This window comes from Paenibacillus sp. VT-400, assembly GCF_001029205.1.
GTDB classification, from domain to species: Bacteria; Bacillota; Bacilli; order Paenibacillales; family Paenibacillaceae; genus Paenibacillus; species Paenibacillus amylolyticus.
This window is the reverse complement of record NZ_LELF01000059.1, coordinates 196,751-213,821: the sequence shown is the minus strand read 5'-3', so window position 1 is coordinate 213,821 and position 17,071 is coordinate 196,751. Positions and strand designations below refer to the sequence as shown.

Sequence of the window (17,071 nt, the reverse complement as noted above, 5' to 3'; positions counted from 1 at the left end):
ACTAAAAGGTACAGGACTGCAAGTATGCTCTAAACTAGGCATTACGTAGGGTGGTGGAAGGGTTACGCTATTTACCAGATCTATGAGTTGAGTTATTGGTTGTTTTTCTATAGAATGAACAGTAGAATTGCAAATGATCGAAAGTTCCTATGCCATCAAGATGGTCAGGGGTACACTTCATTGTTCATTCTATATTGAAACATTAAGGGGGCTTGAAGCCATGGAATCCTTGGGAGGACTGCTTCAGCAGCTGAACCCTGCCTTTCGTGAGCAATCGCGGCGGATTGCGGCGGAATTGATGGAAAATCCGTACGTACGCGAATTCCGCGCAGGTCATCCTGAACTGCAAGATGCACAGCTCATGACCGATCTGAGCAAGCTGTTTCAGTACGCCAAAGACTCAAAGAACTGTGCGAATTGTCCGGGACTCGACAACTGTCCTAACGATTTTCAGGGCCACTTTTGCAAACTGGAAGTAGAACATTTTAACGGTAAACCCGAAATCATAGATATAAAAGCGCCTTGTTCCAAACATATCGCCCGGCAAAATGAACATATTATTAAGCAACGCATTCGCAGTTTCTATGTGGACGAGCGTGCGCTCAGTGCCGGATACAACGACGTGGAGATTATGGGCAAGGATCGGATGCGTGCTCCGGCAGTAAATCAGGTGCTTCGTTATATTAGCGAGACCAAGGAGAATGGATTATCTCCGCAAGGACTGTTTCTGGAAGGAACATTCGGGACGGGTAAGACGTTTCTGATGTGTTACCTGCTGCATGAACTGGCGGTTGCAGGCCACACGGGTGTCATTATTTATATGCCTGACTTTGTGGAGGATCTGAAATCCATGATCAGTGAAGGGCAGAAGCTGAAGGAAATGACGGATATTTTGAAAAGTTGTGATCTGCTCATCTTTGATGATATCGGGGCAGAGAATCTGAACCCTTGGGTTCGGGATCATGTGATGGGGTCCATTCTGAACTATCGAATGAATCGCAAACCTACGTTCTATACGTCCAATTACAATCTGGATGGGCTTGAAAAACACCTTAGCTTTACCAACCGGGACGGCGAGGAAATGAATAAAGGCCAGCGTCTCATGGACCGGATTCGTCCATTCGTGGATGTCATCTCCGTTCGGGGTGAGAATCAGCGCGGCAAACGTTGAACCGATCTAATTGAACAAAATGGTTCTGGACAAGGTTAATCTTCAAATTATCGGTGGAGCTTACGATTTAGAAGCTGAGCTGATTGCAATCAAAAGCTAAAGTAGTCCCAAAAAAAGCCTGGCTTTCGCATTGTTGCGAAAACCGGGCTTTTCTGGTCCTGCGTGAGCCTGGAAGCATCCTATTCGGTGAGGAATTTGAAGATAACCATACCGAAAAAGATCACTGTCATCAGGCCGGCCATGCCGGCAACACCCGCGATCAGATCAAATAGATCGTTGCGGGGTTCCTCGTTCACATGTTCACGCGGGTCGTTGATCCGCACATTTGCATCCATGTTATTGCCTCCTTATGGGGAAACAGCTTGCCCGTATGGGAGGGGCTGAAACCCGGAGTAATTTTAGTATACTTGGAAAAGAAAGCGTTTGTAAAGATTTTGCAGTTAGTATGCTACATCCTGTAATTGTGAAGATTTGATGTTGGGAAGATGAACATTGCAGCGTTCAATTCACAAGTTTGACGTACCTGTGTTATACTGGAAGTGTCGTTCACGACGTTACAGGTTAAAATAAACCGTAAGTATATATAAGGAGGACAATTTCATGGCTATTGTTAACGTATCCGATCAATCCTTCAACGCTGAAGTAGAAGGCGAAGGAACGGTTCTTGTTGATTTCTGGGCGCCTTGGTGTGGTCCTTGTAAAATGCTCGCTCCAATCCTGGAAGAGCTGTCCACAGAAGTTGGCGATGCAGTGAAAATTGCTAAAGTTAACGTGGATGAAAATCCGGAATCTGCTTCCCGCTTTGGCGTAATGAGCATTCCAACTTTGATCTTCTTCAAAGACGGTCAACCGGTAGATAAAGTGGTTGGTCTGAACTCGAAAGATGCGCTCAAAGGAATTATCGCAAAACACCAATAATTTAAAGGCTTACACATACGCCTCCGGTTTACATGCCGGGGGCGTTTTGCGTCGAATACCTTTATATAGGACAATATAAAGTAAAAATATTTTTTACACTTGAATGTAGAGTACAGAACCGATCTGGAGAAGCGAAGTGCTCGCGTTTATCCCGGATTCATCTCTGATATATAGTTGGAACTAATTATTTACACAGTAACGGAGAGGACAGAAAAAACCTGAAAAAGCGAAGCGTTCCCCTTTATCAACAGATTTTTCCCTTGAGAAAAGGGAATGAAAAAAATCTGGGGATAACAGGGATTGGAAGGTTGTTCTGTTATCGTAGTGTCAGTGTGAATTATCTTTAGTTTCTTCTTATAAAAAAGGTGACTCAGAGACAATCCGATAACGGATTGGAAGACGGTACTGTAATCAGAATGGCTTAGTGTAACCTTTTATTTATACTTTTTTCGGGAAGGAGGATTCACCGAATTATGGATCAATTCATCAATGATTTGCAGGATCAGGAGAAAGCATTGGAGCAGATTCGCCACAAGCTCGCTTTGCTGCCAGACATGTCTGGATGTTACCTGATGAAAAACAGTGAAGGCACCATTATCTACGTAGGTAAGGCCAAAGTGTTGAAGAACCGCGTACGCTCTTATTTTATCGGCAGTCATAACGGAAAGACCCAGCGTCTGGTGTCTGAAATTCGTGATTTCGAATATATCGTGACGGGCAGTAATATGGAAGCACTCATTCTGGAATGTAACCTGATCAAGAAACATATGCCGCGGTACAACGTGTTGCTCAAGGATGACAAGACATTCCCGTATCTTAAAATTACAAATGAAAAGCACCCCCGGCTGGAAGTAACCCGGCGTGTGCTGAAAGATAAAGCCAAATACTTCGGACCTTATCCGAACTCGTATGCGGCACACCAAACGAAAAAATTGCTAGACCGGATGTATCCACTGCGCAAATGTGGTGTAATGCCCAAAGAAGTGTGTCTGTACTATCACATGGGACAGTGTCTTGCCCCTTGTGTGAAGGAAGTGGAGAAGGAGCAGTACGACCAGATTTCCCAAGAGATTGGTTCATTTCTGAGTGGTGGTCACGAAGAGATCAAGAAGGATTTGCAGCGTAAGATGCAAGAGGCTGCGGAGGATCTTTATTTTGAACGTGCCAAGGAACTGCGCGACCAGGTAATCGCCATCGATGCGATGATGGAAAAACAGAAAATTACGATGGCCGATGCCAGAGACCGTGATGTATTTGGTTTTGCCATTGATAAAGGCTGGATGTGTGTCCAGATTCTATATATGCGTCAGGGTAAAATGATCGAACGCCATGTCTCCACCTTCCCGTTTTACGGTGAGGCGTACAGTGATTTCATGTCCTATGTAACACAGTATTACAGCGATAATCCGGCATTACCACAAGAAATTTTGTTACCGGAAATGCCCAAGGATCTTGCAACAGATAATGATAGTGTTGATACGGGTTCTGATACTGATGGATCGGTACCTGCCGCAGTTACGGTAGAGTTCGATCAGGCGGGACAAGTGGAGCATAGTAACGCTTCCCAGCCACTGGTTGCTGAGACTCGTGCAACTTACGGAGCTTCCGCTGAGGCAGAAGGTGAACAACCTGACAGTATGCAAGAGGATGCTCTAATAACGGATACAACTGCTTCAACTGAAAAGCTTCCATCAGGACTGGAAGACCCAACTCAGGTTGCCGCTGCTTTACAAGAGTGGTTGGAGATCAAAGTGCTCATTCCGCAACGTGGATTGAAGCGGCAGATGATCACGATGGCCGTGGACAACGCACGTGTGGCATTGGAAGAGAAGTTCCGTTTGATTGAGCGAAATGAAGAACGTACATCCAAAGCTGCCGAAGGACTGGGACGTTTTATTGGATTGGATCAGCTTCACCGTATTGAAGCGTTTGATAACTCGAATATTCAGGGTACAAACCCGGTATCTGCCATGATCGTATTTACCGATGGTAAACCGGATAAGAAGGAATATCGGAAGTACAAGGTCCGTTCGGTTGAAGGGCCGGATGATTATGAAACGATGAGAGAGGTCATCCGTCGCCGATACGAACGGGTATTAAAAGAAAACCTGACCCAGCCTGACCTGATTGTGGTCGATGGTGGTAAAGGACAGATCTCGGCTGCGGTCGATATTTTGGAAAATGAGCTGGGGCTGTTTATTCCGGTATGTGGTCTGGTGAAGGATGCGAAGCATAAGACTTCGCAGTTGATGATCGGTAATCCACCGGAAGTCATCTCCCTGCCACGGGATAGTCAGGAATTCTACCTGTTGCAGCGGATACAGGAAGAGGTCCACCGTTTTGCGATCTCGTTCCACCGGGAACAGCGGGGTAAATCGATGGTGACGTCCCGTTTGGATGCCATTCCGGGGATCGGAGAGAAGCGGCGTAAGCTGCTGTTGAAGCATTTTGGCTCTTTGCGCAAAATAAAAGAGGCCAGCGTCGAAGACTTCCGGCCTCTATCTATTGGTGACAAACTGGCAAATCAGATTATTGCAGCACTTCGGGATGAGGAGTCGTAACATACGGCTTCTCTTTTTGTTTTGGATTGAATTTGTAGACCACATATCCAACGATGGCCGGCAGTACAATCCAGAAGAGTCCAGCTGTCATATTCAGGGCATCGCCCATAAAGACCAAGCTGAGTCCCATCAGCAAGCTGTCGAAGATCACATGGGCAAATACAACGGCAATGAAGCCGTGACGCAGCATGATCAGACTGAACAGCAATCCAATCACCATCAGCTCAATGGGACGGGTGATTACTGGATAGATCGGATACAATGTGTGTCCAAGTGCCCAAATGATGGTTGGGATCAAACAGGCAATAAACGTGTTACGCACAATCTTTTGCATCATGCGAATGCCGAACAGTCGATAAACAGTTTCTTCACCAATACCGGCCATCCAGGCCATGATCGGGAAGAGCCAGGCATAGGTCATATTAAATGTAGATTGATCTGCTGACGTTGTTGACCATGTGCCAATGCTTCGCTCCAGAATGAAGAACAGGATGGATTGCACACCCAGTAGAATGAATGCCCACAGATAACCAGCATACATACTGTGAAGTACATATTTTCCATATCCGGGTTCTTTCGCACGAGGCCATGGGTTCAGACCTATTTTACGCCACATGCCGTCACCGGCAACAAGGGACAGATAGATGGTTGCACTCATGACGAGCGTAATTCCCGCCTGCATTAACATCAGGAACGCTAACATGAAGCTGGAGAGCCCTTGTGCCTGAAAGAGTGGAATCATGTTCAGCGTACCAATTACCGAAGCTGCGAAATACACCAGCGAGAGAATGATCCCGCGTTTGAAAGACGTATGTGCTCGGGTCAGAATGCTATAGATGATTGCCAGCACGCCCAGAACAAAGGTCAGGAATGCATAGCCGCCATAGGTCATCCAATTAGCTTGGCGCGTTTGATCTTTCACATAATCGGTATGGGATTCAGGGACAGAGAATCCAGGATCGAAGGATCGTACCGCACCCTCTTCAAACGTAAAATTCAATTCAAGCTTAGAGTCTCCAATGGCTTTTTCAGAATCCACATACTTCAGTCCCGCTTCACCATCGCGAGTCTCCAGTTGAAGTTCCGGCACTTCATAACCGAATTCGGTCAGAACGCCAGCCGCAAGCTGTTGTTTCTCGTCCAGAGAAATATTGCCTTCGGCAAGCACTTGCGATGTGGTCACTCGTCCACTAACCTGCTCCGCCTCAATGGCGGTATAGAGTGAAGAAGGCAGTTCCCGTTTGAAGCCGACGACTTTTCCTGTTTTCATATGTACGTCAACATTAAGATAACCGCCCTTGTCTTGATCAGGCAAACGAACGCGGAATACATCGTAAGGATAGCTTGTTTCCCATTTCTGGTTATAGGTATCAAGTTGTTTGGTTTTGGCCATATACCCGTAGATATCCGAATGTGTCTGGTAGGTGACCAGGGTTTTTGCATCATCATTTGGCAGTGTATAGTCATTCACAGAAGCTGCGAATGATCGTGCGGATTGCTTCGCCTGCTCCTTGGTTATGAAGGACGTAGACGAAATTTCTGTCGTTTGTGATGAGGTAGCAGGAAAGATCTGAAATACAAAAAATAGAATCAGGCCAATCGCCGCAAGCAACCCCAGCCGCTTGAAGTTAGCCTTGAGTTGCAAAGGCTGCCCTAAGGGATTCATGTAATGGTGTTCCTCCTTTATTGATAGAGGTAGTTCAAAAAGTTTCTATCTTCATCCCATCTTCTTGGTACTGAAAACCGCCCTTTTTGAACACGCACTAATATGGATATTAAAGTTAACATAGCACAGGCCAAGCACCGAATGCCAATGATGTAACGAAAACAGGTGTAAATCCTTGAAAATGAATGAAAAGGACCGAAAGAATCTGATCCATCCGTCGCCATATCTGAGTTCTTCCCTTTTTGGCTGAATTCGATCCGATTTACACAAAAAACGTTTTGTCTACAAACGTCGCAGCGCTTATAATTTTGAAACAAATGTGCAATGATTCGCATGTCTTTCGCCCAACAAGGGAACGAATAGGATATATTCCAACTTCATTATATATGTCGTTTTAATCTGAATCATACTTGTTTAACGTTTGGGAACAGCATTTCAAATGAAGAAGGCTCCACGGGTGTGGAGTTATTTTCATTTTAGAAGAGGTGGAAGATACTCAAGTGAAACTGAATGTGCAATGGATGCGATTATCGCCACCCCGTATTCTTGTGTTAGGGTTTGCTGGCATTATATTGGTAGGCACACTGTTGTTAATGCTTCCGGCATCCAACCGTAACGGTGACAGTCTTGCATTTATTGATGCGCTCTTTACAGCAACTTCGGCTGTTTGTGTCACTGGTTTGGTTGTGGTCGATACAGGGACTCATTTCTCGGTGCTGGGTCAGGTTGTGATCGCGATTCTGATTCAGATTGGCGGACTGGGCTTCATGACAATGTCCACATTGGTTGCCATTGCGTTCAAACGGCGGATTTCGCTTAGAGAACGGTTGATTCTACAGGAAGCGATGAATCAGAGCACGATGGAGGGCATCGTCCGGCTGATCCGTAAAGTTGTGATCTACTCACTCATTATCGAAGGCATATGTGGCACACTGTTTGCCATTCGCTGGTCGTTCGACATGCCGATTGGACAGGCGATCTATTATGGCTATTGGCATGCGATCTCCATGTTCAACAATGCGGGCTTTGATATGTTTGGGGATTTCCGCAGTCTGACCGGTTATGTGTATGACCCGTTGGTTAATTTTACAGCAATGTTCCTGATTGTCTCTGGCGGTATCGGTTTTGTGGTGTTGTCAGACCTGGTGGATTACCGCAAAACGCGGAAGCTGTCTCTGCACTCCAAAGTTGTACTGTTAATGACTGGATTGTTAATTGTGTTTGGTGCACTTGTCATTTTCGTATTTGAATTTAGCAATCCACGGACACTGGGTGGCCTGAACTGGGGTGGCAAAATTCTCGGTTCATTCTTCCAGTCCGTTACGCCGCGAACAGCAGGAGCCAATACGGTAGATATTGCCGGACTCAGGCAGGCAACACAGTTCTTTATGATCATTCTGATGTTCATTGGTGCTTCGCCAGGTTCTACCGGAGGCGGGATCAAAACAACGACATTTATGATTATGGCGGGAGCGGTCATCGCCATGATGCGTGGACGTGAAGATATCGTGTTTTTCCGCTACCGGCTCGTACAGGAACGGATTTTCAAGGCGCTTACCATTACATTGCTGGCACTCTTGTTCATCATAGCTGTAACGATGGCATTAAGTACCACAGAAGACGCCAGTTTTATGATGATCTTATTTGAAACGACATCGGCCTTTGGTACCGTTGGATTATCGCTCGGACTGACGCTGAAACTGACTACATTGGGCAAACTCCTGATCTGTTTTACGATGTTTGCAGGAAGGCTTGGACCGATCACATTAGCGTATGCACTTGGGCAGAAAAAGGGTAAAGAGTTATACAGGTATCCGGAAGGCAAAATGATTATTGGATAAATCTATTTTTAGTGAGTTTTGAAATTGATTTGGATAAGGGGTTCGTGAAGAACAATGAAAACACAGCAGTTTGCGGTGATTGGGCTTGGGCGATTTGGCTCCAGTCTGGCACAGGAATTAATGGAACTCGGCTACGAGGTGCTCGGGATCGATAAAAATGAAGAAGTCGTCGAAGACATTAGTGAATTGGTCACCCATGCCGTTGTAGCCGATGCCACAGATGAGGAAGTGCTACGCTCCCTGGGTATTCGAAATTTTGACTGCTGTATCGTTGCTATCGGGGATGATATTCAGACGAGCATTCTCACCGCGATTCTGTTAAAAGAGCTGGGCGTCAAGACGGTTGTGGCCAAGGCCATATCCGTCCTTCACGGACGCGCATTGGATAAACTGGGGATTGATCGTGTCGTTTATCCTGAGCGGGATATGGGCATTCGGGTTGCCCACCAGCTGGTTACCCCGAACTTGCTGGATTACATTGAATTATCCAATGATTACAGTATTGTCGAGATGAAGGTTCCCGCCTGTCTGCACAACAAAACCCTTTCCACCCTGAATGCACGTGTACGTTTTGGTTGCAGCATTGTGGCGTTACAGAAAGAAGCTGGGGTCATTATCGCTCCGACGGCACTGGATTCGCTTCAAATGGGGGATATCATGGTCATTATTGGTAATAATGCAGATATCGACCGATTTGAAGAAGAGGTTATCAGCCAAGAGAGCTGATAATTATCATGAGTTAAATATGGAAGCCAGGCGTTAGAGCCTGGCTGATTCAGATCAAGGCAAAGGCGTCGTAGCCCTCCGTGAGGGCAATGGCGCCTTTGCTGTAAAGAGTGCAGCCGTCTCCTTGACCCATTGTCTGGAGGTCTCGCTGAGGTCCTCTTTTTCCCCATAGATCATACAGGTTGTTCTGCGGGTCTGCTGTAATTGAGGCAAATGAACAGAAACAAGATCATTGTCCGCGAGTAATTGTGGACGAAGATATGACTTGGGCAATAGAGCAGCAGCTTTGGCGGAAGGCAGAAGTCGGATGATCGCTTCGAAGGAATCAATCTCCATGCGAATATCCGGCATCACGGCACAGCGCTGAAAGAGATCATCCGTTAATTTGCGGTACCAGGTGCCTTTGGAGAACGTGATCATCGGCAGATCCTGCAAATGCTCCATCCCGGCTTCCTTACCGGACAAGGGGTGTGTGAGCGGCACAACCAGCTCCAGGTGATCGTCGAATAGCGGCACACAGTTAAGCCCCACTTCGCTGATGGAGGAGGCGACAATGCCTACATCGGCTTTTTTGTCACGCACAAACGAGACAATCTCATGTGTTTTACCCGTCAACAGTTTCAGTTCGGCATTTGGATGTTTCTCCATAAAGGCATTGACGAGAGGTGGTAACGTAGTTTGAAGCGTCGTCAGACTGGCTCCGAGTGTAATGGTGCTCTGTTCTTCGTCTTTATACTGGGCCAGCATAGTGAGGAACTTCTGTTGTTGCTGCTTCTGTTCTACAGCATAGGTATAGGTGAACTGGCCCACACTGGTTAACTCCAGCCGTTTGCCACGGCGGTGGAACAGGGCAACCCCGAGTTCATCCTCCAATTTGGCAATTTTGCGTGAAAGTGCGGGTTGGGACAAGTTCAGTAACTTGGATGCACGGTTCAGGCTGGACTGCTCCACGACCGCTGCAAATGCATTTAACTCCTCAAACATGAACAATAACCTCTTTTCCATGAATGTGATTCTTGCCCTTGCTCAATCGTTTTCCATGTTGTATAGCCTGTAAACCCAATGTTTCACTGCTTATACCTATAGGTTATAACATTTAATAATTATATTGCAATTCCCTTATAAGAAAAAAAGGAGTAACATGAACCGTGACACAAGTTGTTCACACCTGGGGAAAACGGAACAATTTGTCGAACCTTTTCATGGAAAAGGATTCGTGTCATGATAAGTGAAATCATTTATGAAAACGTTGTATTTAGCGAAAGGGGATCGACATTTTATGAAAGGGTTTTACTCCAGAAAGCTGCACTCCTTGCTTGGCGTCATTCCGCTCAGTTTGTTTTTTGTTGAGCATTTGGTGACGAACTTCACGGCAGTTGAAGGCGGCAAAGAAGCTTTTTACGGTGCCGTTGCATTTCTGAACGGTTTGCCTCTTGTTATTGTAATTGAGGCATTACTTATCTGGCTGCCGTTGTTCTATCACGGTGTTTATGGTCTTTACATTGCCTATCAGGCCAAGCCTAACGTTGGGCGTTACGGTAATGAGCGCAACTGGCGCTACACGTTACAGAGGGTAAGCGGTATTATTACGTTTGTATTCGTCATCTGGCACGTATGGGAGACGCGAGTACAGATTGCGCTGGGTAATGTATCCCATGAAGAGATTGGCGGCGTCATACATGATGCGGTGACGAATCCGATAACCTTTGCGATATATATGATCAGTGTGGTTGCGGCGTCATATCACTTTGCCAATGGTCTGTGGTCGTTCCTTGTTAGCTGGGGAATTACGGTTGGTCCGCGTGCGCAACGTGTATCCTCTTACGTATGTATGAGCTTGTTCGCTATTGTTTCCATCATGTTTATTGCTTCACTATTTGCTTTCCGGAGCATTGATTTCCAGACAGCTACTTCGATGATTGACGCAGTAAAAACAGTTCTAATTTAAGCATTTAGCGTATAAATGCTGACTTATAAGGGAGTGAACAGCAATGGCATCAACGAATGTAATTATTGTGGGCGGCGGTCTCGCGGGATTGATGGCGGCGATCAAATCGGCTGAAGCCGGAGTCCATGTTCATTTATTTTCACTGGTTCCTGTTAAACGATCCCACTCTGTATGCGCACAAGGCGGCATTAACGGAGCGGTAAATACCAAGGGTGAGGGTGACTCCCCATGGGTACACTTTGACGATACGGTATACGGCGGTGACTTCCTTGCGAACCAACCTCCTGTTAAAGCGATGTGTGAAGCAGCACCTGGCATCATTCACTTGATGGACCGTATGGGCGTAATGTTCAACCGGACACCGGAAGGTTTGCTTGATTTCCGTCGTTTCGGGGGAACGAAGCATCACCGTACGGCGTTTGCCGGAGCGACAACAGGACAACAATTGCTCTATGCATTAGACGAGCAGGTACGTCGCTGGGAAGCAGCTGGCCTGGTTACGAAATATGAGAACTGGGAGTTCCTGCAGGCAGTTTTGGATGATGAAGGCGTATGTCGGGGGATCGTGGCTCAGGATCTGAAAACGATGAAGGTACAGACCTTCCCGGCAGAAGCGGTTATTCTGGCGAGTGGTGGTCCGGGGATTATCTTCGGTAAAACGACCAACTCTGTAATTAACACAGGTACAGCGGCAAGTGCGGTTTATCAGCAAGGTGTAAATTACGCAAACGGGGAATTCATTCAGATTCACCCAACAGCCATTCCAGGGGATGACAAGCTGCGTCTCATGTCTGAATCCGCGCGTGGTGAAGGTGGACGGATCTGGACGTACAAAGACGGAAAACCTTGGTACTTCCTTGAAGAAAAATATCCATCCTACGGTAACCTGGTTCCACGTGATATCGCGACTCGTGAAATCTTCAGCGTCTGCGTAGATATGGGTCTGGGTGTGAACGGCGAGAACATGGTTTATCTTGACCTGTCGCACAAAGATCCGAAGGAACTGGATGTTAAACTGGGCGGAATCATTGAGATCTATGAGAAGTTCATGGGTGATGACCCGCGTAAAATCCCAATGAAAATCTTCCCGGCAGTCCATTATTCCATGGGCGGCATGTGGGTAGATTACAACCAAATGACTAACATTCCGGGGCTGTTCGCAGCTGGTGAATGTGAATATCAATACCATGGTGCGAACCGTCTGGGTGCAAACTCACTGGTATCTGCGATCTATGGTGGTATGGTGGCTGGACCAAAAGCGGCTGAATATATCAAAGGACTTAAAAAATCGTCCGCAGATATCCCATCTTCCGTATTTGAGAAACACACCAAACAACAAAGCGACAAATACGAAGGCATCTTGAAAATGCAGGGCACGGAAAATGCCTATGTCATTCATAAAGAGCTTGGCGAGTGGATGACAGCCAATATGACGGTTGTGCGCTACAACGACAAGCTTGAAGCCACGATTGGCAAGATCAAGGAATTGAAAGAGCGTTATGGCAAAATCAACATGTATGACAGCTCCGGTTGGAATAACCCGAGCGCAGCATTCACTCGCCAACTGTGGAACATGATTGAACTGGCAGAAGCGATGACTCTCGGTGCTCTACTCCGTAACGAAAGCCGCGGCGCGCATTACAAACCGGAATTTACGGAACGTAATGACGAAGAGTTCCTGAAAACGACTATCGCAAGCTGGTCGAAGGAAGGCCCGAAAATCTCGTACGAGCCAGTAGACGTATCCTTGATCCCACCACGTATCCGGGATTACTCCAAGGATTAAGAAGTACCACACTATTCATGCAATGAATAGTTAAACACCTGAACGGAGAGGCAGGAGAACTTTGAAGAAGCAGAGCTTCTTCAAAGTTACTGCTATCAAAGTGATGGAGTGAAGGTTCTCAGCAAAGGTACTCTGTGTGCACAAAGCAGCAGAGGAAGGCAAAATAACTGTTCATAAGCAAGCAACGCATTGGCAAAGCTTGCTTATCTAAAATTACCGCAATCCAGCATGAATGGAGTGCAGTTTTCCAGCAAAGTGACCCAGTGCACGACGTAGCGGAGGAAGCGAAAATGCCCAGAAGAAGCGAAGCGCTCGCCTTTATCACCGGATTTTAACCCTCGAAAGGGTTGATCAAAAAAATCCGGGGATAACAGCGAACAGAGGGGCATTCCGCTGACGAAGCGCCACCCGTGCACCAAACCATTTTGCGCATCAGCAACACCAATCATCGTCACCAGAGGAGGGGACTACGATATGGCGGAACAAGCTACAGCCAACAAAACCGTCAAGTTTATCATCACCCGTCAGGATAGCCCGGAGTCATCTTCGTACAACGAAGAATTTGAGCTTCCGTACCGTCCCAACATGAATGTGATCAGCGCCCTGATGGAGATTCAGCGGAACCCCGTCAATACAGATGGCAAATCCATTGCACCCGTTTGCTGGGATTCCAACTGTCTCGAAGAAGTCTGCGGTGCCTGTTCCATGGTCATCAACGGCAAGCCACGTCAAGCATGTGCAGCCCTGATCGACAAGCTCGAACAGCCCGTTCGTATCGAACCGATGAAGACATTCCCAGTGGTTCGTGACTTGGTCATCGACCGTAGCCGAATGTTTAGCGCCCTGAAACGCGTAAAAGCATGGATTCCGATTGATGGTACCTATGACCTCGGTCCAGGTCCACGGATGCCTGAGAAGAAGCGTCAGTGGGCATATGAGCTGTCCAAATGCATGACATGTGGTGTATGTCTGGAAGCATGCCCGAACGTCAATGAGAAAACAGACTTTATCGGTCCAGCGGCACTGTCCCAAGTGCGCCTGTTTAACGCTCACCCAACAGGGGAGATGAACGCCGACGATCGTCTGGAAGCGTTGATGGAAGACGGAGGCATTGAGGGCTGTGGTAACTCACAGAACTGTGTGCAATCCTGTCCAAAAGGCATTCCACTGACAACCTCCATTGCCGAAATGAACAAACAAACGACCAAGCATATGTTCAAACGCTGGTTGGGTGTATAATCTCGTCATAACATGTGCAGAAGTGTAATCTGCAACTTAGAAGAAGTCGTGATCCCGTGCAGCAACATGCCGGAGATCCCGGCTTCTTTTTGTAATAAAGCAGAGGAACCGGGCTACCCATGCAGAATATGATATACTAAGGGGATGGATTAAGAGCGTAGAAGGAGGGGGAGATATGGCAGAGACACCGCGTCAGGGCAGCAACAACTCGCCGTCCCAGCGCTCGCACAAAGCATCAGGTGCAGAAGAGTCTGTGTTTCCTGGAGAAGAAAAGGATCATGATCCCTCTCGCCGAAGTTTCTTATTGCGTATGGTTTTGATGACAGCGGGTGCCAGTTTGCTTACAGGAGGTTATGCCTGGTTATGGGAACCGCGTCGTCTGGAGATCAAGCAAGTGGAGCTGAAACTTCCGAAGTTTCCAAAGGCATTTGACGGTTTGCGTGTAGTTCAGTTCAGCGATGCCCATCTTGGTTTTCATACCGGGGTGAAAGAGCTGAAAAAGCTGGCAGCAACGATTGAGGAGCAACAACCGGACTTGATTTGTTTTACCGGAGACATAGTTGAGAGGGAAGCAGAGCCGATGCGTGAATGTATTCCGGTACTCGCCTCCATGCAAGCGAAGTATGGCAAATTTGCAGTTTTGGGGAATCATGATTATCGGGGCGGACAGCAGAATGAAGTGACAACCATGTTCCGTGAAGCTGGATTCACTTTGTTACGGAACGAACATGTGGTGATTGAACAAGGGGGCGAACGTCTGGCCATAGCTGGACTGGATGACGCACTTACAGGCAGGCCTGATCCTGCCCAAGCTATCAAGGGATTGGATCATGATGTGTGGAAATTGTTACTTATGCATGAACCGGATTATGCCGACATTGCCACTCCCTATGGTTTCGGATTACAACTTTCCGGTCATAGCCATGGTGGACAGGTACGTTTTCCCTGGATCGGGGCACTGACAACTCCGCGAGGTTCACACAAGTATGTTCAAGGATTGTATTACACGGATGTCCAGGGGGTATATTACACCACCCAGACACAGATGCCGGTGTATGTGAATCGTGGTTTTGGCATGACTCAACTGCCCATTCGTTTTCTGTGCAGACCAGAATTAACGGTGTTTGAGCTTAAAGGATCAACCACATAAAAGAATATAAGATGAATATAAAACATAAAGGATTCAACATGAATGGAGGTTATCCAGATGGAAAGAATTGCGATTGTATCCGACATTCATGGCAACATGACTGCCTGGGAAGCAGTGTTAAAAGATATCCGAAGTCGTGGCGTGGAGCGAATCTTTTGTCTTGGTGACCTCGTGGGCAAGGGGCCAGAACCGGTACAGGTTGTGGATCAGGTGAGAGCAACGTGCGAACTTGTTATCCGTGGCAATTGGGATGAACTGGTTGCGGTTAACCAAGACAACGAGAACTTTACGTGGCAAGCAGAGCGGCTGGGTGAGGAACGATTGGCGTACTTGGCGGGCCTACCCTTCAGTCATCAATTTCAACTGAGTGGTCGCACCATCCGTCTGCTCCATGCTTCACCTCAAAGTGTATACCATCGTGTACAGCCGTGGGACGCGATGGAAAAGAGGTTGGCAATGTTTGATCCTCCGGATGATGAGCCTGAGCAAGGTATTGCAGATGTTGTAGGTTATGGGGATGTGCATAACGCATACTTGCAGTATATGAACGGCAAGTTACTGTTTAATGCAGGCAGTGTTGGTAATCCACTCGATCTTCCCCAGGCTTCTTACTGTATTCTGGAGGGTGAAGACAGCAACGATAACAACACCCCGTTCAATGTTCAATTTGTGCGGGTACCTTATGATATTGAGCGAGAAGTACAGGTTGCACAGTCGGCGAATGTTCCTGCATTGGATTTCTATATTCGTGAGATTCGTACGGGTATCTATCGCGGGCTGCAGGAGTAGTCAGCATCTGGGCCTTTTAGCGTGAGGAATTGAATGATGCAATATATTAATACTAAAATGCGAATACTAAAGTTCGTGGATCAGTTCAAATGGTATTACGCCGGATCATCATCAGAGCATGCTTGTCTTACCGGACTAGAGCCCGTTTAGGCAAAAGGAGCGATTGTCATGCTTACCCGAAAAATGCTGGTTCAAGGTCTGCCGGCTTTGTGGACAGAGCGGCTTGTCCTGCGATCATTACGTCAAAGTGATTACAGCACATTATCGGAACTCTTTTCCGATCCTCAAGTCATAAGATATGTGAATAGGGGAAGCCAGCCCACGCCAATCCGGGCGAGACGGTTATTGAACCAGATACGGAGCAGCAGCGCCAAGCTGGATTCGTTACATTATGGGATCTGCTGGAGAGGCAAGGAACAAGTGATTGGGATCACCTCATTCCAGCACTGGAATGATCAGAATGGTACCGCACAGATTGGTTATATCCTGAACAGGTCCTGTTGGGGCAGGGGTGTGGCTACCGAGGCGGTACAGCGGCTGCTGCAGTTTGGATTTGACGATCTTCATCTGGGGAGGGTGGAAGCACGTTGTTATGAGGCCAATGTATCTTCACAACGGGTGCTAAGCAAAATAGGGATGTCCTATGAGCGGAGTCTTCCCTCGTTCGGACTGAATGATGAGGATGACGAGGGATCAGAATCCCTGATGGATGTTAAAGTGTATAGCATGTATCGGGAACAATACGTCAGACCGCTTCAGGAAAAAGACCTGCAAACCCTGGTATCTGACAAGCCGCAATGACATAGAGTAAGAGTAGTCAAACGTGAATGAATCGAACTTCAATCATTTGTTACACAATTGAAATATAGCTGCAATTGAACTCTAACAGACAGGGGGTAAACTTATCTCATGACCCCCTTTTTGATAATAGATAATGCTGTTGGGACCCGCGCGAGCGGGTTCATTTTTTTTGCCCATATAAGTTAACTGTGGATTATTTACACTGGCCACTCCGATGACAGAATAACTTTCCGATCGCTGTTATACCCGGATTTTTTTGATTCCCATATTTTAGAAGGGAAAATCCGGTCATAGCGTATGCTTCCGATGCAGCTTTCTTTCAGAAAGCTTTTAGGCGAACACTTCGTTTCTTCTGGTTATTTCTGTCCTCTCCGTTATCGTGTAAATATGTAGTTTAACTTTATATAATTTTTTTTTATTTAGAATTAAACACAAAACCCCCACTGCGCTTGTTCACGCTGTGGGGGTTTCTCTG

14 protein-coding genes are annotated in these 17,071 nt (G+C 46.9%); 11 read left to right on the top strand and 3 right to left on the bottom strand.

The window, feature by feature from the left end; genetic code table 11:
- Positions 1-220 precede the first annotated feature (220 nt).
- Complete coding sequence (gene dnaI, locus EL84_RS07810) at positions 221-1,171, top strand: primosomal protein DnaI (protein WP_036605787.1); 951 nt, start codon at positions 221-223, stop codon at positions 1,169-1,171.
- 179 nt (positions 1,172-1,350) lie between these two features.
- On the opposite strand, the gene EL84_RS31690 is transcribed toward dnaI, so the two are convergent.
- Positions 1,351-1,506, bottom strand: a complete 156-nt coding sequence (locus EL84_RS31690) for a YqzM family protein (RefSeq protein WP_143781130.1) — start codon at positions 1,504-1,506, stop codon at positions 1,351-1,353.
- Between the two features lie 265 nt (positions 1,507-1,771).
- Between EL84_RS31690 and trxA the strand changes: the two genes are divergently transcribed.
- On the top strand, positions 1,772-2,089 hold the full coding sequence (gene trxA / locus EL84_RS07805) for a thioredoxin (RefSeq protein ID WP_017692451.1): 318 nt from the start codon (positions 1,772-1,774) through the stop codon (positions 2,087-2,089).
- A gap of 473 nt (positions 2,090-2,562) precedes the next feature.
- Positions 2,563-4,650, top strand: a complete 2,088-nt coding sequence (gene uvrC / locus EL84_RS07800) for an excinuclease ABC subunit UvrC (RefSeq protein WP_047841274.1) — start codon at positions 2,563-2,565, stop codon at positions 4,648-4,650.
- On the opposite strand, the gene EL84_RS07795 is transcribed toward uvrC, so the two are convergent.
- Positions 4,619-6,316, bottom strand: coding sequence for a CPBP family intramembrane glutamic endopeptidase (locus EL84_RS07795; RefSeq protein WP_047841273.1), 1,698 nt, complete (start codon positions 6,314-6,316; stop codon positions 4,619-4,621). The genes uvrC and EL84_RS07795 overlap by 32 nt on opposite strands.
- 521 nt (positions 6,317-6,837) lie before the next feature.
- Between EL84_RS07795 and EL84_RS07790 the strand changes: the two genes are divergently transcribed.
- Both EL84_RS07790 and EL84_RS07785 read left to right on the top strand, forming a co-directional pair.
- Entirely contained in the window at positions 6,838-8,157 is a 1,320-nt protein-coding gene (locus EL84_RS07790; RefSeq protein ID WP_047841360.1) for a TrkH family potassium uptake protein, read from the top strand.
- Between the two features lie 54 nt (positions 8,158-8,211).
- Positions 8,212-8,883 carry a potassium channel family protein gene (locus EL84_RS07785; RefSeq protein ID WP_017692455.1) on the top strand — a complete coding sequence of 224 codons (672 nt, stop codon included), beginning with the start codon at positions 8,212-8,214 and terminating at the stop codon, positions 8,881-8,883.
- Between the two features lie 54 nt (positions 8,884-8,937).
- On the opposite strand, the gene EL84_RS07780 is transcribed toward EL84_RS07785, so the two are convergent.
- Positions 8,938-9,867 (bottom strand): LysR family transcriptional regulator, encoded by a 930-nt coding sequence (locus EL84_RS07780; RefSeq protein ID WP_036673385.1) that lies wholly within the window; start codon positions 9,865-9,867, stop codon positions 8,938-8,940.
- Positions 9,868-10,162: 295 nt separating this feature from the next.
- On the opposite strand from EL84_RS07780, the gene EL84_RS07775 reads away from it, so the two are divergent.
- From EL84_RS07775 to EL84_RS07750, 6 genes are all read left to right on the top strand, one after another.
- A complete protein-coding gene (locus EL84_RS07775; protein WP_036605792.1) occupies positions 10,163-10,831 on the top strand; it encodes a succinate dehydrogenase cytochrome b558 subunit in 669 nt (222 codons plus the stop codon).
- 43 nt (positions 10,832-10,874) lie between these two features.
- Positions 10,875-12,617 (top strand): succinate dehydrogenase flavoprotein subunit, encoded by a 1,743-nt coding sequence (gene sdhA, locus EL84_RS07770; protein ID WP_036673387.1) that lies wholly within the window; start codon positions 10,875-10,877, stop codon positions 12,615-12,617.
- 474 nt (positions 12,618-13,091) lie between these two features.
- The gene (gene sdhB, locus EL84_RS07765) at positions 13,092-13,856 is read left to right on the top strand and encodes a succinate dehydrogenase iron-sulfur subunit (protein WP_036605794.1); all 765 of its coding nucleotides are present in this window, start codon (positions 13,092-13,094) and stop codon (positions 13,854-13,856) included.
- 175 nt (positions 13,857-14,031) lie between these two features.
- On the top strand, positions 14,032-15,006 hold the full coding sequence (locus EL84_RS07760) for a metallophosphoesterase (RefSeq protein ID WP_047841272.1): 975 nt from the start codon (positions 14,032-14,034) through the stop codon (positions 15,004-15,006).
- Positions 15,007-15,063: 57 nt separating this feature from the next.
- Positions 15,064-15,795, top strand: a complete 732-nt coding sequence (locus tag EL84_RS07755; protein ID WP_047841271.1) for a metallophosphoesterase family protein — start codon at positions 15,064-15,066, stop codon at positions 15,793-15,795.
- Between the two features lie 168 nt (positions 15,796-15,963).
- Positions 15,964-16,596 (top strand): GNAT family N-acetyltransferase, encoded by a 633-nt coding sequence (locus EL84_RS07750; RefSeq protein WP_053061418.1) that lies wholly within the window; start codon positions 15,964-15,966, stop codon positions 16,594-16,596.
- The last annotated feature ends 475 nt before the right edge of the window (positions 16,597-17,071 follow it).

Bases quoted from the DNA above. Each gene is read 5' to 3' on its own strand.
- EL84_RS07775 (WP_036605792.1), top strand. From the start codon at position 10,163: ATGAAAGGGTTTTACTCCAGAAAGCTGCACTCCTTGCTTGGCGTCATT.
- EL84_RS07750 (WP_053061418.1), top strand. From the start codon at position 15,964: ATGCTTACCCGAAAAATGCTGGTTCAAGGTCTGCCGGCTTTGTGGACA.
- EL84_RS07795 (WP_047841273.1), bottom strand. From the start codon at position 6,316: ATGAATCCCTTAGGGCAGCCTTTGCAACTCAAGGCTAACTTCAAGCGG.
- EL84_RS07760 (WP_047841272.1), top strand. From the start codon at position 14,032: ATGGCAGAGACACCGCGTCAGGGCAGCAACAACTCGCCGTCCCAGCGC.
- uvrC (WP_047841274.1), top strand. From the start codon at position 2,563: ATGGATCAATTCATCAATGATTTGCAGGATCAGGAGAAAGCATTGGAG.
- trxA (WP_017692451.1), top strand. From the start codon at position 1,772: ATGGCTATTGTTAACGTATCCGATCAATCCTTCAACGCTGAAGTAGAA.
- EL84_RS07755 (WP_047841271.1), top strand. From the start codon at position 15,064: ATGGAAAGAATTGCGATTGTATCCGACATTCATGGCAACATGACTGCC.
- EL84_RS07785 (WP_017692455.1), top strand. From the start codon at position 8,212: ATGAAAACACAGCAGTTTGCGGTGATTGGGCTTGGGCGATTTGGCTCC.
- EL84_RS07780 (WP_036673385.1), bottom strand. From the start codon at position 9,867: ATGTTTGAGGAGTTAAATGCATTTGCAGCGGTCGTGGAGCAGTCCAGC.
- EL84_RS31690 (WP_143781130.1), bottom strand. From the start codon at position 1,506: ATGGATGCAAATGTGCGGATCAACGACCCGCGTGAACATGTGAACGAG.
- sdhA (WP_036673387.1), top strand. From the start codon at position 10,875: ATGGCATCAACGAATGTAATTATTGTGGGCGGCGGTCTCGCGGGATTG.
- dnaI (WP_036605787.1), top strand. From the start codon at position 221: ATGGAATCCTTGGGAGGACTGCTTCAGCAGCTGAACCCTGCCTTTCGT.
- EL84_RS07790 (WP_047841360.1), top strand. From the start codon at position 6,838: ATGCGATTATCGCCACCCCGTATTCTTGTGTTAGGGTTTGCTGGCATT.
- sdhB (WP_036605794.1), top strand. From the start codon at position 13,092: ATGGCGGAACAAGCTACAGCCAACAAAACCGTCAAGTTTATCATCACC.